Raw genomic sequence first — 22,500 nt, forward strand, 5'->3', positions numbered from 1 at the left:
GAATCACTTTTCTCCGCTACTTTACAACGAAAACAAGATGATCAGATCATGCGAATACCGAATGATTATTCCTGTCTCATTTCATTGATCTATCAGCCTTTCTTTTATCTTAGACGGATTATATCGTGCTACAAAAAGAGAGACAAGTTTAGGCTACGCCTCACCGAACTTCATCTCCCACTTTCACTTCGTTTAGAAACGGGAGATGAAGTTCGGGCAGAGGGTAAAGTTTTTTTCTTTCCAATCAACACCATTTTTTATCTCTTCCACTCTCTCGCCAACATTCCGTACACAACATGATCGACAAAGTGGTCGTAAAGCCACTCTGCATCACGAATCGTTCCTTCCATCACAAAACCTAGCCGTTCCGGGATTGCCCTGCTCCGCTGATTTCCTACCGCGCAGCGGATTTCAACTCGATTCACTTCCTGCTCAGTGAACAAATCGTCAATGCAAGCTTTGCATGCTTTCGTCATCAATCCTTTTCCTTGAAACGACTCACCAAGCCAATAGCCGATACTCGCCTTTCTGTTGGCCCGGTCGATGTAATGGACACCAATTACACCGGCTAATTGTCCTTGATAAAAAATCCCTGCCTCAAATCCATTGCTCGAGGCAAACTTTTGCAGTCCTTGAGAAATGAACGCCTTCGAATCCTCCACCGTCTTGGTGGAATCAACCCAAGGAAGCCATTGACGGAGGTGCGCGCGGCACGAATCAACCAATGCAAAAAGCGGCTTCGCGTCTTCCATCGTCAACAACTTTAACCACACATCTTTCTCCACGTAACGGATAAACATCAATGACTCCCCTCCAACTTTTTGACCATTATACCATATTGAGATCATCCGACCCCTCATGCGAAAAAAATTTATGCATAAGATACAAAAAAAGACTGTTCCCAAGATGATCAAACTCATCCTAGGAACAGTCCTTTTCTCTTTTTCCTATTCGCGCAAGAAGATGAAATAACAGATAAAAATGACAAACAGCACATACAATAATGGATGCACTTCTTTGCCGCGGCCTTTCAAAATCATCGTGATCGGATAGAAAATGAAGCCAACGGCGATGCCGGTGGCGATGCTGTAGGAAAGCGGCATCGTGATGAGCGTGAAGAACGCCGGCACAGCCACCTCAAACTTCTTCCAATCGATTTCGCCGATCGACGAGGCCATTAATACACCGACGATGATGAGCGCTGGCGCCGTAACCGGCGCGGTAATGACGCTTAACAGCGGCGAGAAGAACAAAGCAAGCAGGAACAAAATCCCTGTCACGACCGCCGAAAACCCGGAGCGCCCTCCGGCAGCGACGCCGGCCGACGATTCGATGTACGACGTCGTCGTCGATGTGCCAAACACCGCTCCGACCATGACGGCTGTCGCGTCAACGAGCAGCGCTTTGCCGGCGCGCGGCAGTTTATTGTTTTTCAACAACCCGGCTTGGTTGGCGACCGCCAAGAGCGTGCCAGTCGCATCGAAAAAGTCGACAATAAAGAACGTTAAGACAACACCGAGCATTTTCCACGAGAAAATGTCCGGCAAATGTTTGATCGCTACACCGAAGGTTGGTGAAATGTCCGGAATAGCGCCGACAATTTGATGCGGCACTTTAATCAAACCGAAAATCATGCCGACAATCGCGGTAATGACCATGCCGTAAAAGACGCCGCCATTTACTTTTCTTACCATCAAAACAATGGTGATGAACAATCCAAAAATGGCCAACAGTGTATTGCCATCTTTCAACGAACTTAATCCGACGAGCGTCGCTTTGTTATCGACAATAATTCCAGCGTTTTGCAGGCCGATGAACGTGATGAACAGCCCGATTCCGGCACCGACGGCATATTTCAACTCAACCGGAATGGCATCAATAATTTTCTCCCGGATGCCCGTCAGCGTTAAAATCGTAAAAATGACTCCCGAAACGAAAACCCCCGCAAGCGCCGTTTGCCAAGGGATCCCCATATGCAGGACAACGGTGAAGGCGAAAAAGGCATTCAATCCCATCCCCGGCGCCAAAGCGATGGGATAGCGAGCCAACACCCCCATCAAAATCGATCCGTACGCCGCGGCCAAAGCGGTGGCGACAAATACCGCCCCTTGGTCAATCCGCAGTTCATCCGGAAAATCTTTCACCGCGCCAAGCGACAACGTAAACGGGTTGACGAACAAAATGTACGCCATCGACAAAAATGTCGTCAGCCCGGCGATGATCTCTGTCCGATAGTTCGTGCCGAGCTCATCGAATTGAAAGTATTTTCTCAACTCTGTCCCCTCCTGCCTATAAAAAATGAAAAAACGCTTCGGCTGCTACCAGAAGCGTTGACTAGGAAGGAATGACGAACAGAGAGAGGACAAAACAAGCGCTCTCCTATCTCGCATCCCTCGTAGTCAAGCTATTTACGGTAGCTTGGTAGAAACTCCCGAGCCATATTCCCGGGATTATACGACGGAATTCGACAATATTCATGATTCCACAGCTATTTTATCAGCCTAAAAAGCAGCTGTCAAGAAAAAAGACGAACATTCCTTTGGAAATGTCCGTCTTTTGTTCGTTTTTATTCCCACTCGATCGTTGCCGGAGGCTTGCTTGTAATGTCGTAGACGACGCGGTTGACGTGCGGCACTTCGTTCACGATGCGCGTTGAAATGCGCTCGAGCACATCCCACGGAATGCGCGCCCAATCGGCGGTCATCCCGTCGATCGAGGTCACCGCGCGGATGGCCACCGTATAATCGTACGTGCGGGCATCCCCCATCACTCCGACGCTGCGGATGTCAGGGAGAACCGTAAAGTACTGCCAGATTTCGCGGTCCAGTCCGGCTTTTTTTACTTCTTCCCGCAAAATGGCATCCGATTCACGGACGATTTCCAATTTTTCTTCCGTCACTTCACCGAGCACACGGATGCCGAGCCCCGGTCCTGGGAACGGCTGACGCCAGACGATCTCGTCCGGGATTCCCAATTGAGTGCCCAGTGCGCGCACTTCGTCTTTAAACAGCGTATTGAGCGGCTCGATCAGTTCGAATTTCATATCTTCCGGCAAGCCGCCGACGTTATGGTGCGATTTGATCGTTTGCGCCGTCGCTGTGCCGCTTTCAATAATGTCTGTATAAAGCGTGCCTTGCACTAAAAATTCAATGCCCTCAAGCTTAGCCGCTTCATCGTCAAACACATAAATAAATTCATTGCCGATGATTTTCCGCTTTTGTTCCGGGTCAGAGACCCCTTTAAGCTTCGCCAAGAAGCGCTCCTTTGCATCCACTTTAATGACGTTCATCTGAAACTGCTCACGGAACGTCTTCATGACGCTTTCCGCTTCCCCTTTGCGCAAAAGGCCATGGTCGACGAAAATACAAGTCAGTTGGTCGCCAACAGCCCGATGCACCAACACCGCGGCGACCGATGAATCGACCCCGCCGCTTAAGGCGCACAACACTTTTTTCCCGCCGACTTGTTCGCGAATGCGGCGCACCTGCTCATCAATAAAGTTTTCCATCGTCCAATCGCCCCGGCAGCCACATACCTCAAAGACAAAGTTCTTCAATAAATCATTGCCGTATACCGAGTGGCGCACTTCTGGGTGGAATTGCACGCCATACCATTTTCGCCGTTCGTCACTCATCGCGGCGATCGGGCACGAAGGGCTCGTCGCATCGACAACAAAGCCACTAGGCGGAGCGGTCACCAAATCACCGTGGCTCATCCAAACGACTTGCTCGTCCGGCAACTCATGAAAAAGCAAAGAATCGTTTTTCACTTGGATGAGCGCTTTGCCGTATTCACGGTGCGCCGCTTTTTCCACTTTTCCTCCCAAATGATGGGCCATCAGCTGCATCCCGTAACAAATTCCTAAAATCGGCAAGCCAAGCTCAAAAATCGCCGGATCGCACCGAAACGCTTGCTCATCATACACGCTGTTCGGCCCGCCGGAAAAAATGATCCCTTTGGCGTTCAGCGCCCGGATGTCCTCAGCGCGGATCGTGTGCGGATGCAATTCACTGTAAACGCCGAGCTCCCGGATGCGGCGAGTGATCAGCTGGTTGTATTGACTCCCGAAATCCAAGACGACGATCATTTCTTGATTCATGTTCTCCACCCCATCAAAAAAATAACGCTGCCATTGCCCAAAACATGGATGAAGGCAGAATAGCAGCGTCTTCTGCCTTCATAGTCGGGCCGTTTACGGCGGCCCGGTAGAGACGCGCAAGCCGTATTCCTGCGCTTATATGAAGGGCTTTCGTCTGTCCGTATGCAAATTTGAATTCATTCTATCAACTTGCCGGCATGCGGTCAAGAGATCGTCCTTTTTATTAAATTTTCCCACAATTGAACAGCTTCGCGAACGTCTGTGTCCGGAAGCCCGGTTCCGTACACCACACATTCATATAGCCTTGTCAACCGGTTCATTTCATCCGTTTCGAACAAACGATCGACCTCATTCGCATACTGGCGAAGCGTTTCCTGCGGCCACCGCTTCAACCCGTAATCGTGCAAATGGCGTAAAAGCGCCGCATACGCTGAAATCAGCCAGTCGCCCCCGTCCGCTTTTCGGCGCCGAAAACGAAGAAGCGTCAGGCGCGGCCACCATTTCCGCCTTGTCGCATAGATCACGCAAGCCGCTGCCACCAGCGCGGCCGCCGCCGCCAACACCGTCTTCCATGACCAGAAGTCGACGAGCCGCTCCCACCAATGGCCGTCTTGTTTCGCGGCAGAGGGCATCTCCGACGGCGGCTGTGGGAGGTTCGTTCGATCCTGCTCTTCCGGTTGCTGCTCAGGCGCCGCAGAGTCATCCTCCTCGGAAGGATCGAGAGAAAACGCGTAGGGATTGGCAAACCCCCGCGTCGGCTCAAACGGCACCCAACCGACGCCTTCAAAATACACTTCCACCCACGAATGAGCGTCATTGTTGCGCACTTCGTAAAGAGAATCGCCATTTTGCTCCCCAACCAACCGCCCCGATACATAGCCTTTCACCCAGCGGGCGGGGATGCCGAGCGTGCGAACGAGGACCGCCATCGAAGTGGAAAAGTTGTCGCAATACCCTTGTTTCGTTTCAAACAAAAATTGGTCGACATAATCTTGGTTTTCCCCCGGCACGGCCACATCTTTCGTCTCATACACATATCCGCTCTGCTGAAAGTATTGTTCGATGGCTTTGACTTGATCATAGGCTGTTTTTTCTCCGGCTGTAATTTGTTTGGCCAAGTCGCGGACCCGCTGCGGCAAGGTTTTCGGCAGCTGCGTATATCGTTTCAACAAAGACCGGTCTTGGACCGGAGGAGCGGCGCGCAGGGCAGCAATCGGAAAGTCCGGCTCCCCATACGTGACAACATACTGTTTAATAGGAACCGCGTTGGCTTGGTCGTCGGTCGTCTCAATTTTCTCTGTCGCCAACTTCATGCGATAAACGACCGGATTGGCCGCCCTCACTTGCCGCAAACCAAGCGGGTAAACGAGATGAAATCCTCCTTGATGAAGGCGGATTTCTGCGGTTTGCTCCACCGTTTCGACTCGCGGGCTCCACCATTCATGTTTGATCGTCTCTCCATTGGCAAACGAGTAAACTTGTTCGCTCTGAAACTCCTCCCACCCCTTGCCGGTGTAAACGTCTTTCGTCTCGACGCGCCAATAATGAAGACCTCGATCTTTCGCTGTGAATACGATCGTATCATCAGCAAGGAACGGTCCGCCAAGGCGGGAATCATTTTGTCCATATCCGACTTTGGCCACAGCGGAAGAAGCCGGCTCATCATCGCCCGGCTCCGGCACGGCATGAACGCTGCGGATAAACGCCACCGGATCCGGCCATTGCGGCGGGAGTTTGGGGCCTGCATATCCTGCCGCCAGAGCCAACGCCGGAACGAACAGGGCGGCTGTTCGCCACCTTCCGATAGAAAATAAAGCGCCGTTTGCCCGCATCCGTTCGCCATGCAGCCACACAAAAGCAAAAAAACCGAGCCCGACAAGGCGAACGATCGCCTGATCGCCGTTATATGGGAAAAACGTATCAAGGACGGCAATATACGCAACGGTCAACGCATACGGAATCAACCACTGATGCCGTTTCCCGATGAGCCAATGAAAAGCGGCCGAAGCGAGCCATAGCAGAAGAAAAAAGACAAACGTGCGCACGGCATCGCTCGGCATGGAAGACCGATCGCCCCACAGCCAGTTGAGGCAATCCCGCCAAAGCGCCGAAGGCAAAGCGGCGATGGAGTGAGACGAAGATAAACGGGAGAGCGCCCATCCGATATAAACACCCTTCCCAAGAACAGCAAGCCACGCCGGGAGGCGAACCCAATAGCCGGCAAAGCAAAGGAAGACAAACGAGACAAACAAACCGATATGCCCCGTATCCGTCACATCGTCCAACGGCCAAAGCCATTCGGTGAGCAGCCAAGCCGCAAACAAGTTGGGCAAAAAAGAAGAGAAAAACCGAGCTGCCCCCTTCTTCATCGAAGCTCCCCTCCTTGCCGGACAGTCTGCAACATGTCAGGGGCAATGACGGAGACATGCACACCGCTGCGGCGAAGCTCTTCTTCCCAATGCCTTTGTTCCTCTCTCCGTTCGCCCGTCACAACATATAAAATGACGCGGCGCTTCATCGCCAGCGCGCGCAACAGCAGCACCAGCGCGGAAGACAAGGCAGACGTCACCAGAATGCATCCTGCCGCCGTTTTCCAATTCGTTTCGTCAACAAGCAGTGGCTCCATTCCCCCTTCGCGGGCCGCCTTCACTTCCGCCAGGCGGAGAAGCAGCGACTGCCACTGTTCCCCATGGCGCCGCGGCGCTAAGGACGAGCGCTCTTTCCCGGCCACAAGCAGCCCAACCGGGGCTCCCGCATCCAACAACGCTTTCGCTACAGAAGCAGCCAGCGTGACCAGCTCTTCGAACCAAGGTGATGGGCCGCCATCCAAGACAACGAACCAATCATCGTTGCGCTGCTCATCAAATTCTTTTGTCATCAACTCGTTCTTGCGCGCTGACGCCTTCCAGTGCACCCAGGACATTTTATCGCCCGGCGCGTATTCGCGAGCCCCGACCGCCGCCGCTAGGTCGCGGTGATACACAAACGTCCGGGCCGCGTTTCCATGGGAAAACCACTCACGCACCATGTTCGCCGGCCACTCCACATAGCGGGGATATACGATGACCGTGCACGGAGCCGAGAACGATTCCACCCGCTTCCCCCAACCAAACACATCGCTCACTTCCAGCCGCACCGTTTCCAACTGATGACGTCCGCGGGGCAAAACAAGCGTCCATTGGCAAGAGAGACGGCGCCGAAACATCCAAGAAACGACGGCACCCCCACCTTGCCCCTCTCTTTCCTCGCCGACCGCTATCGCGGCCATGGGAAACGGCCACGGCAGCTCAACTCGAACGGCAACCGGGATCGCTTCTCCCGCATAATAGCGCCGCGCCGGCACCGCCCGGCTCACCGCCGCGCGCCGGAGCGGGTACAGAGCCACCGTCAACGCATGCAACCCAAACGGTAAAAAGCTGTAAAACAAAAACCAGCTGACAAAGCCCCCTTGAAACATGGCGTAGGAAAACAAAACCGCGGTTAAGATCACTACGCCCAACAAGGGCCGCCACATTCTCCTCCCCGTTCGCTTCATCCTGTTCACCGCCGTCCTTGCACCGGCACCGGCGTGCGGGCCATCAGCTCGGAAAGGATCGTTTTGCCATCAAGCTTGTCCCATTTCGCTTCCGGACGAACGAGCAGACGATGGGCGAGTACATAAGGAGCGAGTTGCTGCACGTCATCAGGGATGACAAAATCGCGGCCATGAATGAGCGCGTATGCCTGCGCCGCTTTCATCAAGGCGACCGAACCGCGCGGACTGACGCCTAAATACACGGCTTCATGCGCCCGGCTTTGCCGGACCAGCTCGACGATGTATCGCTTCACCGTATCGCTGACATGCACATCGGCTACCTTCTGCTGCAAAGCCCGCAATTCGTCGAGCGTCATCACCGGTCCGATTTCTTCCAACGGCTTCATTTTTTCCAGCCGATTTAACATCTCGATTTCCTCATCAGGAGACGGATAGCCCATTTGCAGCTTCAGCAAGAACCGGTCCAACTGCGCTTCCGGAAGCGGGTACGTTCCTTCGTATTCAATCGGGTTTTGCGTCGCCATGACAAAAAACGGCTGTGGAAGCGCCCGCGTGATGCCGTCGACCGTCACGCTTCCTTCTTCCATGGCCTCAAGAAGCGCTGACTGCGTTTTCGGCGACGTCCGGTTGATCTCATCAGCGAGCACGATATGGGCGACGATCGGCCCGGGTTTGTACTCAAACTGCCGCTCTTTTGGGTTATAGACAGAAACACCAATCACATCGCTCGGCAACAAATCCGGCGTAAATTGAATCCGTTTCAACTCAGCTTGAAATGATTTCGCCAACGCGCGCACGAGCATCGTTTTGCCGACGCCGGGCACGTCTTCAAGCAATACGTGCCCCTTGGCCAACAGCGCTGTTAAACTGAGCACAATCACCTGCCGTTTTCCAACAATGACTTGTTCCACATTGCGAACAACTTGTTCGATGGAGGGAAGCAACGGTTCGTTCATCGTCATGACATCAAGCTCCTTTTATGGTGATGAATGGGACTTTTAGCGGTAGACAATATGTAGTTTATACTATTAATATAATATCGAATATACGGAACTTTTGGAATCAATTTGCAACAGAGGGGGAGGAGAAAAACAGGAAAACGAGGGTGTCCCGAAAGACCGGAACACCCTCTTCCACCGCTATATATATGCACTGACTGATCGTGTCATATGTTGTGTTTATCTTGAAAGACAGACGACCTTTTGGCTCAGCCCCGTTTTTTGGCCGCCTGTTTGCTCCCGGCGTTTTGAGCTACTAAATCATCTTCTCCGGCCTTACCCATTCTTCGTACTGCTCGGCTGTCACATACCCGGTTTTCAAGGCCGCTTCTTTCAGCGTCAATCCTTCGCGGTGCGCAAGCTTGGCGATTTCTGCGGCTTTGTCATAGCCGATATGCGGGCTTAACGCTGTCACGAGCATCAGCGAGCGGTCCACGTACTCTTTCATTTTCGTTTCGTTCGCCTCCAACCCTTGGGCGCATCGCTCATCAAATGAGCGAATAGCATCGCCAAGCAGCTGCACGGACTGAATGGCGTTATAGGCGATGACCGGTTTGAACACGTTTAATTGAAAATTGCCTTGGCTTGCCGCAAAACCAATTGCCGCATCATTGCCAAACACTTGCACGGCCACCATCGTCATCGCTTCGCTTTGCGTCGGATTCACTTTGCCCGGCATGATGGAGCTCCCAGGTTCATTGGCTGGAATCGTGATCTCCCCGAGCCCAGAGCGCGGTCCGCTCGCCAGCCAACGAATATCGTTAGCGATTTTCATCAGATCGGCGGCGAGCGCCTTCAACGCCCCGTGAACGTAAACGATCTCGTCATGGCTGGTCAGCGCGTGAAATTTGTTGGCAGCAGAGCGGAACGGGTAGCCGGTTTGGGCGTGCAGCTGTTTGGCGACTTGTTCGCCAAACGCTGGCGGCGCATTGATCCCCGTGCCGACCGCCGTGCCGCCGATCGCCAAATCGAGCAGCTTGTCGGCCGCTTCGCTGATCATCATTTTGCTTTTCTCCAGCATCGTCCGCCACCCGGAAATCTCTTGTCCGAATGTGAGCGGCGTCGCATCTTGCAAGTGGGTGCGTCCGATTTTGATCGTCTTCGCATATTGCCGCTCCTTCGCTGCGAACGTGCCGATCAATCCATCCAGCGCCGGCAGCAAATGCTTGTGAATTTTCACATACACCGCCATATGCATGACCGTTGGAAACGTATCATTGGAGCTTTGTGACATATTCACATCATCGTTCGGGTGAATGCGTCCCTCGCCGTCACGGAGCAGCTCGTTGGCCCGTCTCGCCACCACTTCATTGACGTTCATATTCGTCTGCGTCCCGCTTCCCGTCTGCCAAACGACAAGCGGAAAATGCGCATCCCACCGGCCGGCCAAAATTTCATCGCACGCGGTCACAATCGCCTGTCTTTTCGCTTCACTCAGCTTCCCGGCTTGCTCGTTGACGATGGCCGCGGCTTTTTTCAGCTCGGCATAGGCATAAATGAGTTCCAGCGGCATTGTTTCCTTGCCGATCCGGAAGTTTTGCCGGCTCCGTTCCGTCTGCGCTCCCCAGTATTTATCGGCCGGCACTCGCACTTCGCCGAGCGAGTCGCGTTCGATTCGTTCGTTCATTGCGTTATCCTCCTTTGCATCGACATCCCCATTACATTTTTATTCCCATTTTCAGGCGGATCAACGCAACGAAGCGGCTAAAAAGACGTCTATATTCAAAAAGGGGGAATGGTTCGACAATGAAGAAACGATGGGCCCCGCTTCTTAGTTTGCTTCTATGGCTTTCCGGCTGTTCATTCGGTGATATCAAGCCGCCTGCATTAACGTTGACCGTCAACGGTGAAACGGTCGACCACCGGCTCGGGACTTATACGTGGTCGACAGGCCGGCGCGGAGTTGTTGCCGATGCCGCCGCCCCACCGCTGCTCGTCAGAGAACTCAAGCCTCATCCCGTCGCTTCGGGTGCAAAACTTCGCATCCAGTTTGACTACCGCCCATTCATGCTCGAAGCCGGCGTATGGAACGGCGAGGATGCCGACTGGAAACCGGTGCAAAATGGAACGATCACGCTGCCCAAACAACCAGGTTCGTACATCTACGTCATTCGCGCTGCTTGGAAAGAGGGGGAGGCGATTTATGCGTGCTTGATCCGCATTCCATAGCGTGGTCATTTTCATCGTCAAAACAAAAAGAACACCGGGGAAAACCCCAGTGTTCCAACGGATGGGAGGCGCTGATTACATCATGCCGCCCATGTCCGGCATGTTGTTGTTGCCTTTGTTTTCTTCCGGTTTGTCGGCGACAACCGCTTCGGTCGTCAAGACCATGGCAGCGACAGAAGCAGCGTTTTGCAGCGCCGAGCGAGTGACTTTCGTCGGGTCCACGATACCAGCTTCGATCATGTCGACCCATTCACCCGTTGCGGCGTTGAAGCCGATGCCCGGTTTTTCGTTTTTCAGACGCTCAACGATGATCGAGCCTTCCAGACCAGCGTTTTGCGCGATTTGACGAACCGGTTCTTCGATCGCGCGCAATACGATTTTCACGCCGGTTGCTTCATCGCCTTCCGCCTCGATAGCCGCGACTTTGTTGTAGATGTTCATCAATGCCGTACCACCGCCGGCGACAATGCCTTCTTCAACAGCCGCACGAGTCGAGTTGAGCGCGTCTTCGATGCGCAGTTTGCGTTCTTTCAATTCTGTTTCGGTTGCCGCACCAACTTTGATGACCGCTACACCGCCAGCCAATTTCGCCAAGCGTTCTTGCAGTTTTTCGCGGTCGAATTCGGACGTTGTTTCTTCAAGCTGCGCACGGATTTGGTTGATGCGTGCTTTGATGCGCTCCGAATCGCCAGCGCCTTCGACAATCGTCGTCGTTTCTTTCGTTACGACCACTTTCGACGCACGGCCAAGCGAAGCGATCGTTGTCGATTTCAGTTCGCGGCCAAGCTCTTCCGAAATGACTTCGCCGCCCGTCAAAATCGCAATATCTTCGAGCATCGCTTTGCGGCGATCGCCGAAGCCAGGCGCTTTGACGGCAACGGCATTGAACGTGCCGCGCAGTTTGTTGACAACAAGCGTCGCGAGCGCTTCGCCTTCGACATCTTCCGCGATGATCAAGAGCGGACGGCCTTGTTGGACCACTTGTTCAAGAACCGGCAGCAACTCTTGGATGCTCGATACTTTTTTGTCCGTAATCAAGATGTACGGATTTTCGAGAACAGCTTCCATTTTTTCCGTATCTGTAATCATGTACGGCGAAACGTAACCGCGGTCGAATTGCATCCCTTCGACAACGTCGAGTTCCGTCGTGAAGCCTTTCGATTCTTCAAGCGTGATGACACCGTCGTTGCCAACGCGTTCCATCGCTTCAGCGATCAATTGGCCGACTTCTTCGTCAGCAGCCGAAATCGCAGCCACTTGGGCGATCGATTCTTTTCCTTTGATCGGTTTGGAGATGGCTTTTAATTCTTCAACGGCAACAGCAACCGCTTTTTCAATCCCGCGGCGGATGCCCATCGGGTTCGCACCAGCAGCCACGTTTTTCAGCCCTTCGCGGATCATCGCTTGAGCCAATACCGTAGCGGTTGTTGTACCGTCCCCAGCGATGTCGTTCGTTTTGCTGGCGACTTCAGCGACCAGTTTCGCGCCCATATTTTCAAACGGGTCTTCGAGTTCGATTTCTTTCGCGATCGTTACCCCGTCATTCGTGATGAGCGGCGATCCAAATTTTTTCTCCAATACGACGTTGCGGCCTTTCGGACCTAACGTGACTTTCACTGCGTCTGCGAGTTTGTCCACCCCGCGCAACATCGCACGGCGCGCTTCTTCGCTGAACTTGATTTGTTTTGCCATACCCCGTTACCTCCTTATGAAATTGTTGGACTGCGTGCCACAAGTTAAGTATTCGATTAAGTACCCCGTATGTTTTCGGAATGTTTATGTCATGAACACATATATATTAGCGGATGACAGCTAAAATATCGCTTTCGCGCAAGATCAAGTATTCTTTGCCGTCGTATTTCACTTCTGTGCCGGCATATTTCGAGAAGATGATGCGGTCGCCGACTTCGACTTCCGGCGCGATGCGTTGGCCGTTATCGAGCACGCGGCCTGCACCGACAGCAACAACGCGGCCTTCTTGCGGTTTTTCTTTCGCCGTATCCGGCAATACGATGCCGCTAGCCGTTTTTTCTTCTGTTTCCACGACTTCAATGACAATACGATCGCCTAATGGCTTCAACACGGGGAACAACCTCCTTAACGATAGTTTTCGCCGTTCTTATTAGCACTCATCATTATTGAGTGCTAACACACTTATAATATTAATGAACTTCTTTCGGTTTTGCAAGTAGGAAATGCAAAAAAAAAATAACTGTTTTTCTCTCCTAAAGAAGAAAGAGCAAAAGGAGCCGGCTGTTTTGCCTCTACTCCCTATCCGCGCGGAGCTCGTTTTCATTATTTCACATTCCCCGAACTGATAAACGGCTCCGGTTAATTTTTTACGGCGGTGAGGTGGGACGCAAGAACGCAGTTTTCTTACTATTTTCGCCATATATGTGCTACAATACGGATATAATTTGAAATAAAAGGGGTAGAGGATTTGAAACGCAACCATTGGTACGTCATCATCACGTATATCGTCATGCAACTGTCAGCCTTTGTCGGCGTGCCGTTTCTTCGCGCCCTCGGCGTCGGCCAAGGAGCAGAAAGCCGCCTCGAAGCCGCCAAACTGGCTTCTGGGTATTGGGCGATCATCAGTTTCCTGCTCGCTTTTGTCATTATCCTATGGCTCCTTCGCGGTGACCGCGACGAACGAATGATGCGGCGGCTGCCGCTCGCTTCCTCGTGGGCGTGGGCCGTCTTGGGCGTCTTTTTGGCGCTCACGGCGCAAAGCATCGCCGCCAACATCGAATGGCGCCTGCTCGGCATCAAACCAGGGTCGGAAAATACAAGGCAAATCATCGATATCATCCGCCTGACGCCGCTGTTGGTTGTCGTCACGTCCATTATTGGGCCGATTTTAGAAGAGATCATTTTCCGCAAAATCATTTTCGGCTCGCTTTATGAAAAATACAACTTTTGGCTCGCTGCGCTTGTCAGTTCGCTTTTGTTTGCCATTGTCCATATGGAGCCGGAACATTTGCTTCTGTATACATCCATGGGGATGGTCTTCGCGTTTTTATACGCAAAAACCGGACGCATTTTCGTACCGATTTTCGCCCATGTGGCCATGAATACGTTGGTCGTCGCCTTGCAGACGCTGTTGGCTGACGAGATTGAGAAAATGATGCAACAGTCCGAGCTGCCGCTCGCCGTTTGGAGGGTTTGGCTATGATGCGACACCCTCGGCTGTTTTCGCTGCCGTATTTCATCTTAGGCTCGCTGTTTACGTATTTGGCCATTGAAAGTGCTCATGAAACGATTTGGAACGTCTCCACCATCGCTTTGGCGGCGCTCGCTGCCTTTGATTTCGGCACCGCCCTTCGCCTTCTTTTCGCCTCAAAACACTGATCCCCTTCCCGTGATTCGCATGGGAGGGGGCCAGAACATCAATCTCATGACGGCGGTCATATCGTGAAAATGGAAACGAAAAAAAACAAGAGGCCAACCTCAAAGCCTTGTTTTGCGGCTTTTGAGACAGCCCCTTCATTTGGTCCGGCCTTGCTTTCCTCTCAATGTTTTTTCGTCCCGCCTCACCCATTGCCTTCCTGCTCGGCTGCTCGTTGCGCTTTCCGATAGCCGATGCGCGCCACCCAAATGCTTCCTTCATACAAAATGGCGAGCGGGATCATGACGATTATCTGCGATAACACATCCGGCGGCGTAATGATCGCCGCCAAAATAAGGAGCGCCAAATACGCATGCCTGCGGATGCGAACAAGAAGCTGTGGCGTAATAAGCCCTAAGCGGGTGAAAAACAGCACAACAATCGGAAGCTGAAACACGATGCCAAACGGCAGCACAAGCTGAAGCAAGAACTGAAAATATTCATTAATGCCGATCATTTGCTGAACTCCTAGTTGGTCAGCCAGCTGGCTCATAAATCGAACGACAAACGGAAACAAAACGAAATAAGCGAAGCTGACGCCTGCTAAAAAAAGAACGATCGACGCCGGGATATAGCTCAGTGTCACTCTCCGCTCTTTTTCGTAAAGTCCAGGGCTGACAAACGCCCAAATTTGATACAGCGACACCGGAGAGGTCAACACGGCGGCGATGACAAAAGCAAACTGAAAATACACTTTAATCGGATCGGTAAGACGAAAGGCGTTCATGGTCAAATGCTTCGCCTCAGCCGTTCGTTGCAAATACAAAATGACGTCATCAACAAAAAAGAAACTAGCGACAAGCGCCACAGCAAAAAAGACAAGAACGATGATGAGCCGTTTCCGCAGTTCGCCCAGATGCTCATACACCGACATTTCTTTGTCATTCATTGTTTCCCCATCCTGTCTTGTCATCGGTCAGTTTTCGTTTCTTCGTCATCAGCAAGCCCTTTTGTGGCATCTTTAAACTCGCGAAGCGATTGGCCGAACGACCGCCCTAATTCCGGCAGCTTTTTCGTGCCAAACAGCAACAAAATAACAAGAACGAGCAATAAATATTTCATGTGTTGTTCTCTCCTTTTTACGATGGCGATGGATAGTTTTTCAAAAAATAGACGAGCGACTGCAGCTCAATGGCTAAATCGATATGATGGACGCGAATATGATTCGGCACGTTCAACCGCGCCGGAGTAAAGTTTAAAATGCCTTTAATTCCTTGCGCGACAAGGCGATCGGTCAGCGCTTGGGCCGCGGCGGCGGGCACCGTTAAAATGGCCACTGGGATGTTTTCATGAAGCCGCTTCTCCAGCTCATCGAGATGGTAGACCGGCACCCCGCCGACTGTCGTCCCTACTTTCCGCTCATCAACATCAAAGGCCATCACGATTTTTGTATTGTTGTTTTTCGAAAAATTATAGTTTAAAAAGGCCGTGCCTAAATTGCCGACGCCGAACAAGGCGACTTCGGTCACCTCATCCTCTTCAAGCGTCCGGCGGAAAAACGACAACAAATAATTGACATTATATCCATACCCTTTCTTGCCAAGGGCGCCAAAATAGGAAAAATCGCGGCGTATCGTCGCTGGATCGACCTTCACTGCCTCGCTAAGCTCGGCAGAGGAGACGCGCTGTTTCCCAGAAGCATGCAAGTTTTTCAAAAACCGGTAGTAAAGCGGCAGCCGTTTGGCGGTTGCCTGCGGAATTTTTGGTTGTTCATTGCTCATGGTCTCATCCCCTAGCTAATCGGTTTTCCGTCGGTAATGGCCGGACTTCCCGCCCGTTTTTTCGACCAAATACGTCGGACCGATGACCATTCCTTTATCAAACGCCTTGCACATATCGTACACCGTCAGTGCACAAACCGAAGCAGCCGTCAGCGCTTCCATTTCCACTCCTGTGCTCCCTTTCGTTTTCACCGTTGCAGTGATGACGAGTTTATGCTCTTCCCCATCGTTTTCCCAAGCAAAAGCAATGTCCACACCCTTTAACATAAGCGGGTGACACATTGGAATAAGATCGGCGGTCTTCTTTGCCGCCATCACCCCCGCCACTTGAGCGACGGCAAGTACATCCCCTTTCTCGATTGCATTGCTCGTCATTTTTTCGTAAATTTCCCGGCTGACAGTCACGCTCGTTTGCGCCACAGCCACTCGCACAGTATCTTCTTTGTGCGTAATATCAACCATTTTTGCGCGCCCTTGTTCATTGAAATGAGTGAACGATGACAATACCATCTCCTCCATTTATACACTATACACGATTTTTCATCATTCGTCTTTGACCGTTTTCGCGACTTACGTTAAACTATTCGCGAGGTGAAATGACATGATCATTTTGCAAGTGCACGGACTCACAAAATATTTCGGTGCTGACCTTATTTTATCGAATATAAAACTAGAAATACAGTCCCGTGACCGAATTGCCCTTGTCGGCCGCAACGGAGCAGGGAAATCGACATTGTTGAAAATCATCGCCGGCAAACTTCCTTTCGACAGCGGCAAAATCCTCAAACCAAACCATATCAAAATCGGCTATTTGGCGCAAAACAGTGGGCTCAACTCGCCGCGTTCCATTTGGGACGAAATGCTTGAGGTATTCACCCCGCTCCTAGGACTCGAAAGACAGCTTGCCGAGCTCAGCATGCAACTCGGCGACCCGGACGTACTCGCCGATTCAGCTCGCTATGAAAAAACACTGAAAATGTATGACGAACTGCAAGAACAATATAAAGAACAAGGCGGCTACCAATACGAAGCTGACATTCGCTCTGTTTTGCACGGGCTGCAGTTTTCCTCATATGATTATAAAACAACGCCGATCTCGTCGTTAAGCGGCGGACAGCGGACGCGTCTTGCCCTTGGGAAATTGCTGTTGTCCAAGCCGGATTTATTGATTTTGGACGAGCCGACGAATCATTTGGATCTTGAGACGCTCACCTGGCTGGAGCAGTACTTGCAAGCCTATCCTGGTGCCGTCCTGGTTGTTTCCCACGACCGCTACTTTTTAGACAAAATCGTCACCGACGTATACGAACTGTCCAATGCCACGCTCAAACACTATGCCGGCAACTACAGCCGCTATTTGGAGTTGCGGGCCGAGCAATACGAACAAGAGTTAAAACGGTACGAAAGACAGCAGGAAGAAATCGCCCGACTCCAAGACTTCATCCAACGCAACATCGCCCGTGCCTCAACAGCCAAGCGGGCACAAAGCCGGCGAAAGCAACTGGAAAAAATAGAACGGCTCGAACGGCCTGTCAGCGATGAAAAATCAGCCTCCTTTTCGTTCTCGATCAATCGGCCGAGCGGCTATGAAGTGCTCACCGCTGAAAACATAGCCGTTGGCTATGGGGAAGGTGCCCCCATCATTCGCCAAATCAGCTTCCGCATTACGCGCGGCGAAAGCGTCGCCCTAGTCGGGCCGAATGGCATCGGCAAGTCGACGTTGTTGAAGGCGATCGCCCGAAAACTCCCTATCCAAGCGGGGGAGCTCCGCTACGGCGCAAACGTCCAAATCGGCTATTACGATCAAGACCAAGCTGATTTGTCATCGAACAAACGGGTGCTTGACGAGCTGTGGGACGCCTACCCCGAGAAGACGGAAAAAGAAATTCGCAGTGTGCTCGGCAACTTCTTATTTTCTGGTGATGACGTCTTAAAACCGGTCTCCGCTTTAAGCGGCGGGGAGAAAGCACGCCTAGCGCTCGCCAAGCTGATGCTGCAAAAAGCAAATGTCCTTCTTTTGGACGAACCGACCAACCATCTCGACCTCGACAGCAAAGAAGTGCTCGAGCAAGCGCTCATCGACTACCCGGGAACGATTTTGTTCGTTTCCCATGACCGCTATTTCATCAACCGAATCGCAACAAAGGTGTTTGAACTTTCCAACGGAGGCCTAACTGAATACTTAGGCGACTATGATTACTACATCGCCAAAAAAGAAGAAATGCGCGAACTGGCTCTCCTGAATGTCCGCCCGGCAGAAACGGCAAGTGATTCGGCCAAAACGACGTACGAGCAAGAAAAAGAGGAGAAAAAACGGCGGCGCCAACGCCAACGCCGCTTAGATGAAATCGAAGCCGAGATTACAACGCTGGAAGCACAAATTGCTGAGATCGAGCAGCAACTTTGTGATCCATCCGTTTACGGCGACTATGAAGCGATACAACGATTGACCCAAGAAAACGAAAAGCGGAAGCAGCGAATCGAAACGTTATTGGCCGAATGGGAACAGCTTTATACTTCACTATAACCAGCAACCCGCCTCTGGTTTCGGCGGGTTGTTCTTTAGTTAGTCACATTATCCACAAAAGAATCCACAATTCCCACCATGGAATATAAGTTATTCACCAACTTTTCCACACTATCCACAAACAACATCTTCCTTTTACACAAAAATCGCTGTGTATTGTTTTTCTTATGCCGATAGTGTTTTACCGCTTTTTCCACATTGTCCACAGGTTTGTGGATAAAAATATACACAAACTTTTTTCACTCAAAATTGTAACGCTAAAACAAAAAGGACGGCCCGTTTGTCTGTCGCAAACGGATCGCCCTTCAGCGCCTTTCTCGTTTCAGCTCAACTGCCTAGACAAGCGGTAAGCTTGGATTGGCGTTGAGCGTCAAATCAGCCCGCTTTCCTTGTTGGTATAACACTGTTCCCGCAGCGGCAATCATCGCCGCATTATCGGTGCATAACGATAACGGTGGGATGAGAAGCTCCACATCGGGGAGCTCTTTCATTCTATCTTGCAGTGCGTTCCGCAGCCCGCGGTTGGCCGCCACTCCGCCGGCAAGCAACACTTGCCGTACGCGATATTCTTTAGCGGCCTGTATCGTCTTCGTCACCAGCACATCCACGACGCTGGCCTGAAAGCTTGCGGCCATCTGTCTCGGATCGATCTCCTCGCCGCGCTGTTTTGCGTTGTGAAGCGCGTTGAGCACTGCCGATTTTAAGCCGCTGAAGCTGAAATCATACGAACCTTCCTCAAGCCACGCTCGCGGCAAATCCATCACTGGCTCGCCCTCATGGGCCAGCCGATCGATGTGCGGTCCTCCTGGGTACGGAAGGCCTAAAGCCCGCGCCACCTTGTCATACGCCTCACCGGCAGCGTCATCGCGCGTTTCGCCAATCACCGCAAAATCCCCATGCTTCTCCATGTACACTAGTTCCGTATGGCCACCGGAAACGACGAGCGCCAACAGCGGGAACTTCATGTCGGCCACTAATTGATTGGCATAAATATGACCGGCGATATGATGCACTCCAATCAGCGGCAGTCCATGGGCAAACGCCAACGCTTTCGCCGCGTTCACCCCGACAAGGAGCGCCCCGACAAGCCCCGGCCCGGCCGTCACCGCCACCGCATCAAGGTCCGCAAACGATACACCAGCCCGCTCCATCGCTTCCTCAATAACGAGCGTAATTTGCTCCACATGATGGCGAGAAGCAACTTCCGGCACGACGCCGCCAAACCGCCGGTGGCTTTCCATTTGTGACGCCACTACATTCGATAAAATCTCTCTTCCGTTTTTCACGACGGCTGCCGCCGTTTCATCGCAGCTCGTTTCAATGCCTAATACATATACATCTTCATTCATCTCAGCTTCACCCACATGACTAACGCATCTTCAAAGTTATCCGGATAATACCGTTTGCGAATGCCTCCGTTGTGAAACCCAAGCTTTCGGTACAGCGACTGGGCAACATGATTGGACACGCGCACCTCAAGCGTCATCGTCACCGCCCCGTGCTGCCTGGCCATGTCCATCAAGCGTCGCATGAGCGCCTCACCAAGCTTTTGCCCTCGAAACTGCGGCAATACGGCTACATTCGTCACATGCGCCTCATCGATGACAAGCCACATCCCACCATACCCGATGATCCGCCCGTTGTACACCATGACGATATATTTGGCATAGCGGTTGTACATGAGCTCGTTGTAAAACGATTCACGGCTCCAAGGCGCAGTAAACGATGCCTGCTCAACTTGCACGACTTCATCAATGTCATGAATGGTCATTGGCCGAAATTGAACATTGACCCCCATCGTTCTGTTCCCCTTTTTGTTTCGCGAGCCATTTCGCCTCCGCCTCCGCAAGGCGGAGGTAGTTAGGCACAAACACATGGGCGTTCTCGCGCTCTTTTTGTTTGCCTAGCATCACCAACTCACTCGGACGCGGCAACGCCAAAGACGGAGGAGCCACGTGAGCCCGTTCACCTAAATGACTTCGAAACAAATCACTATATAACGGTGCATCCGCACCAATGAACAACACATCCTCTTCCCGCTCGCTCAGCCGACGCGCCCAATCATCAGCCGCCACAATCTGGTCCTCCTCAAGGCAGCGGAGCACACCCCCTTCATAGCGGTAAAGCCCAGTGTAAATATGTCCACGCCGCGCATCAAACAGTGGAACAATGACCCCAGGGAAATAGCGGGCGTTGGCTGCGAGCACTTCAAGGCTTGACACCCCAGCGATCGGAATACCAAGTGACCAGGCAAGCGTTTTCGCAATCGTCACACCAATCCGCACCCCAGTATAAGACCCTGGCCCTTTCGCTACAACGATTAAATCGAGATCTTTCGGAGCAACGTCACATCGTCGAAGCAACAACTCGATGGCCGGCATCGCCCGGGTTGAATGGTCTTTTTTCACATTGGTGATGTATTCCCCTTTCACGATATCGCCATCTACCAAGGCAATGCCAAGCGGCATATTCGATGTATCAATTCCCAATACTTTCATGACGGAAAAATCTCCTTGCACAACTGTTCATAACGCTTCCCCGACGGCTCAAAGCGAAGCAACCGCTCATCGCCGCCTCGATGAAACAAGGAAACGGTCAGCCGTTCCTCAGGCAACTGGCCGGCGATCAAATGCGCCCATTCAATAACCGTAACACCATCGCCATCAAAATATTCCTCGAACCCGAGATCTTCCCATTCATCTTCGAGCCGATATACGTCCATATGATAAAGCGGCAACCGCCCTTCATATTGCTTGACAATGGTAAACGTTGGGCTGTTGACTGTTCTCCTCACCCCCAGCCCTTCGGCCAGCCCCTTTGTAAACGTCGTCTTTCCCGACCCGAGGTCACCCTCTAAAGCGATGACCATCCCTGGCTCAAGCTGTTCCGCAAGTCGGCGAGCCACTGCCTTCGTTTCCTCGGGGGAATGCACTACAAGTTCAACTTGCTTCATTGCGTTCCACCTTATCCTAAGTTTGATAAAATAGATCGTTTTTCGTGTAAGAAAATAAAAGGGGCAATTCCTCCCCAGCTACGCTGATGCTTAGAGGCGAGGGGGGAATCGTTGCTGCTTATTTTTCGTTGAAATTGTATCACATCTGAGCACCCCGCCGCCACTTCCAAGGTGAAAACAGCTTCCAAAAAATGAAAAGGACGATCCCGCATAGCCTTTTTGGCTTGCCGTCAGACCGTCCTGCACATAAATTGCTTAAAATCGCCCCAAAAAAGAAAAAAGGGAATGAGGCGTGTCGAAACTCCCTGGTGAATGAAGCTGCCTAGCAGCGACCTACTCTTGCAGGGGCGCTGGCCCCAACTACCATCGGCGCTGGAGGGCTTAACTTCCGTGTTCGGGATGGGAACGGGTGTTTCCCCTCCGCCATAGCCACTAGGCAAGCATTTGGATTATGACATCATTTATTATACTCGAAAAATAAACAATGTCAAGAAGGAAGTTCATTCCTTCAAAACTAGATAACCGTCGGAAGAAGCCGCTCGCCTGCGCTTTTCTATTGTCCAGTTCCAGCGCCTAGCTCTCTTCTGCCAAATAACCTTCCCCCTCGGGGCGCGAGCGCCCCTGCGGGTGAAGAACATTTGGCTTCGAGAGCGAAACGCGGCGCTTCCACTTTTCTAGGTTAAGCCCTCGATCGATTAGTATCCGTCAGCTCCACGTGTCGCCACGCTTCCACCTCGGACCTATCGACCTCGTCATCTTCGAGGGATCTTACCCGCTTTTGGCGGTGGGAAATCTCATCTTGAGGGGGGCTTCACGCTTAGATGCTTTCAGCGCTTATCCCGTCCGCACATAGCTACCCAGCGGTGCCCCTGGCGGGACAACTGGTACACCAGCGGTGCGTCCATCCCGGTCCTCTCGTACTAAGGACAGCTCCTCTCAAATTTCCTGCGCCCGCGACGGATAGGGACCGAACTGTCTCACGACGTTCTGAACCCAGCTCGCGTACCGCTTTAATGGGCGAACAGCCCAACCCTTGGGACCGACTTCAGCCCCAGGATGCGATGAGCCGACATCGAGGTGCCAAACCTCCCCGTCGATGTGGACTCTTGG

General features: G+C 52.2%; 21 protein-coding genes, 2 rRNA genes and 2 riboswitches (1 of these 25 running past the window's edge). Of the genes, 4 read left to right on the plus strand and 19 right to left on the minus strand.

The annotated features are described in order from the left end of the window. Positions 1-257: 257 nt before the first annotated feature. The 7 genes from N685_RS0103680 to fumC form a co-directional block, all read right to left on the minus strand. Positions 258-800: a GNAT family N-acetyltransferase gene (locus N685_RS0103680; RefSeq protein ID WP_031405985.1), complete on the minus strand. Its 543-nt coding sequence runs from the start codon at positions 798-800 to the stop codon at positions 258-260. 147 nt (positions 801-947) lie between these two features. Next, complete coding sequence (locus tag N685_RS0103685) at positions 948-2,273, minus strand: NCS2 family permease (protein WP_031405986.1); 1,326 nt, start codon at positions 2,271-2,273, stop codon at positions 948-950. Between the two features lie 103 nt (positions 2,274-2,376). After that, positions 2,377-2,478: riboswitch (purine riboswitch) on the minus strand. Positions 2,479-2,566: 88 nt separating this feature from the next. Next, positions 2,567-4,099, minus strand: a complete 1,533-nt coding sequence (gene guaA / locus N685_RS0103690; RefSeq protein ID WP_031405989.1) for a glutamine-hydrolyzing GMP synthase — start codon at positions 4,097-4,099, stop codon at positions 2,567-2,569. Between the two features lie 61 nt (positions 4,100-4,160). Then, a riboswitch (purine riboswitch) is annotated at positions 4,161-4,262 on the minus strand. A gap of 40 nt (positions 4,263-4,302) precedes the next feature. Beyond that, entirely contained in the window at positions 4,303-6,468 is a 2,166-nt protein-coding gene (locus tag N685_RS0103695; protein ID WP_031405990.1) for a DUF4129 domain-containing transglutaminase family protein, read from the minus strand. Next, positions 6,465-7,634, minus strand: a complete 1,170-nt coding sequence (locus tag N685_RS0103700; RefSeq protein ID WP_031405992.1) for a DUF58 domain-containing protein — start codon at positions 7,632-7,634, stop codon at positions 6,465-6,467. The genes N685_RS0103695 and N685_RS0103700 overlap by 4 nt, the downstream gene beginning before the upstream one ends. A 5-nt stretch (positions 7,635-7,639) precedes the next feature. Further along, complete coding sequence (locus N685_RS0103705; protein WP_031405994.1) at positions 7,640-8,596, minus strand: AAA family ATPase; 957 nt, start codon at positions 8,594-8,596, stop codon at positions 7,640-7,642. 292 nt (positions 8,597-8,888) lie between these two features. Then, the gene (gene fumC / locus N685_RS0103710; RefSeq protein WP_031405996.1) at positions 8,889-10,259 is read right to left on the minus strand and encodes a class II fumarate hydratase; all 1,371 of its coding nucleotides are present in this window, start codon (positions 10,257-10,259) and stop codon (positions 8,889-8,891) included. Positions 10,260-10,378: 119 nt separating this feature from the next. Between fumC and N685_RS0103715 the strand changes: the two genes are divergently transcribed. Beyond that, positions 10,379-10,801: a hypothetical protein gene (locus N685_RS0103715; RefSeq protein WP_031405999.1), complete on the plus strand. Its 423-nt coding sequence runs from the start codon at positions 10,379-10,381 to the stop codon at positions 10,799-10,801. Between the two features lie 75 nt (positions 10,802-10,876). Here the strand turns inward: N685_RS0103715 and groL are convergent, their stop codons facing one another. After that, a complete protein-coding gene (gene groL, locus N685_RS0103720; RefSeq protein WP_015373798.1) occupies positions 10,877-12,493 on the minus strand; it encodes a chaperonin GroEL in 1,617 nt (538 codons plus the stop codon). A 106-nt stretch (positions 12,494-12,599) separates the two neighbouring features. Further along, on the minus strand, positions 12,600-12,884 hold the full coding sequence (gene groES, locus N685_RS0103725; RefSeq protein WP_013144057.1) for a co-chaperone GroES: 285 nt from the start codon (positions 12,882-12,884) through the stop codon (positions 12,600-12,602). Positions 12,885-13,241: 357 nt separating this feature from the next. On the opposite strand from groES, the gene N685_RS0103730 reads away from it, so the two are divergent. Next, the gene (locus tag N685_RS0103730) at positions 13,242-13,976 is read left to right on the plus strand and encodes a CPBP family intramembrane glutamic endopeptidase (RefSeq protein WP_031406004.1); all 735 of its coding nucleotides are present in this window, start codon (positions 13,242-13,244) and stop codon (positions 13,974-13,976) included. After that, positions 13,973-14,152, plus strand: a complete 180-nt coding sequence (locus N685_RS0103735) for a YdiK family protein (protein WP_031406007.1) — start codon at positions 13,973-13,975, stop codon at positions 14,150-14,152. The genes N685_RS0103730 and N685_RS0103735 overlap by 4 nt, the downstream gene beginning before the upstream one ends. 182 nt (positions 14,153-14,334) lie before the next feature. Here the strand turns inward: N685_RS0103735 and tatC are convergent, their stop codons facing one another. From tatC to moaC, 4 genes are read right to left on the minus strand one after another with little or no spacing between them, the layout of a single operon-like run. Further along, on the minus strand, positions 14,335-15,078 hold the full coding sequence (tatC, locus tag N685_RS0103740; protein WP_031406009.1) for a twin-arginine translocase subunit TatC: 744 nt from the start codon (positions 15,076-15,078) through the stop codon (positions 14,335-14,337). A gap of 20 nt (positions 15,079-15,098) precedes the next feature. After that, positions 15,099-15,251 carry a twin-arginine translocase TatA/TatE family subunit gene (gene tatA / locus N685_RS0103745; RefSeq protein WP_031406010.1) on the minus strand — a complete coding sequence of 51 codons (153 nt, stop codon included), beginning with the start codon at positions 15,249-15,251 and terminating at the stop codon, positions 15,099-15,101. Positions 15,252-15,268: 17 nt separating this feature from the next. Then, on the minus strand, positions 15,269-15,910 hold the full coding sequence (locus tag N685_RS0103750; protein ID WP_031406012.1) for a redox-sensing transcriptional repressor Rex: 642 nt from the start codon (positions 15,908-15,910) through the stop codon (positions 15,269-15,271). A gap of 15 nt (positions 15,911-15,925) precedes the next feature. Then, positions 15,926-16,414: a cyclic pyranopterin monophosphate synthase MoaC gene (moaC, locus tag N685_RS0103755; protein ID WP_031406014.1), complete on the minus strand. Its 489-nt coding sequence runs from the start codon at positions 16,412-16,414 to the stop codon at positions 15,926-15,928. A 97-nt stretch (positions 16,415-16,511) separates the two neighbouring features. Between moaC and abc-f the strand changes: the two genes are divergently transcribed. Continuing rightward, a complete protein-coding gene (gene abc-f, locus N685_RS0103760; RefSeq protein ID WP_031406016.1) occupies positions 16,512-18,437 on the plus strand; it encodes a ribosomal protection-like ABC-F family protein in 1,926 nt (641 codons plus the stop codon). A gap of 335 nt (positions 18,438-18,772) precedes the next feature. Here abc-f and tsaD read toward each other — a convergent pair whose 3' ends face one another. The 6 genes from tsaD to N685_RS0103790 all read right to left on the minus strand — a co-directional run. Continuing rightward, positions 18,773-19,786: a tRNA (adenosine(37)-N6)-threonylcarbamoyltransferase complex transferase subunit TsaD gene (tsaD, locus tag N685_RS0103765; RefSeq protein ID WP_031406017.1), complete on the minus strand. Its 1,014-nt coding sequence runs from the start codon at positions 19,784-19,786 to the stop codon at positions 18,773-18,775. Continuing rightward, positions 19,783-20,235 (minus strand): ribosomal protein S18-alanine N-acetyltransferase, encoded by a 453-nt coding sequence (gene rimI / locus N685_RS0103770; protein WP_031406020.1) that lies wholly within the window; start codon positions 20,233-20,235, stop codon positions 19,783-19,785. Before rimI ends, tsaD begins: the two co-directional genes overlap by 4 nt. After that, positions 20,195-20,935 (minus strand): tRNA (adenosine(37)-N6)-threonylcarbamoyltransferase complex dimerization subunit type 1 TsaB, encoded by a 741-nt coding sequence (gene tsaB, locus N685_RS0103775; protein ID WP_031406021.1) that lies wholly within the window; start codon positions 20,933-20,935, stop codon positions 20,195-20,197. Before tsaB ends, rimI begins: the two co-directional genes overlap by 41 nt. Then, positions 20,932-21,390 carry a tRNA (adenosine(37)-N6)-threonylcarbamoyltransferase complex ATPase subunit type 1 TsaE gene (tsaE, locus tag N685_RS0103780; protein WP_031406023.1) on the minus strand — a complete coding sequence of 153 codons (459 nt, stop codon included), beginning with the start codon at positions 21,388-21,390 and terminating at the stop codon, positions 20,932-20,934. The genes tsaB and tsaE overlap by 4 nt, the downstream gene beginning before the upstream one ends. A 320-nt stretch (positions 21,391-21,710) precedes the next feature. After that, a 5S ribosomal RNA gene (rrf, locus tag N685_RS0103785) occupies positions 21,711-21,827 on the minus strand. A 238-nt stretch (positions 21,828-22,065) separates the two neighbouring features. After that, positions 22,066-22,500 (minus strand): 23S ribosomal RNA (locus N685_RS0103790); it runs 2,494 nt beyond the window's last position.

The sequence above is a fragment of the Geobacillus vulcani PSS1 genome, assembly GCF_000733845.1.
Classification (GTDB): Bacteria; Bacillota; Bacilli; order Bacillales; family Anoxybacillaceae; genus Geobacillus; species Geobacillus vulcani.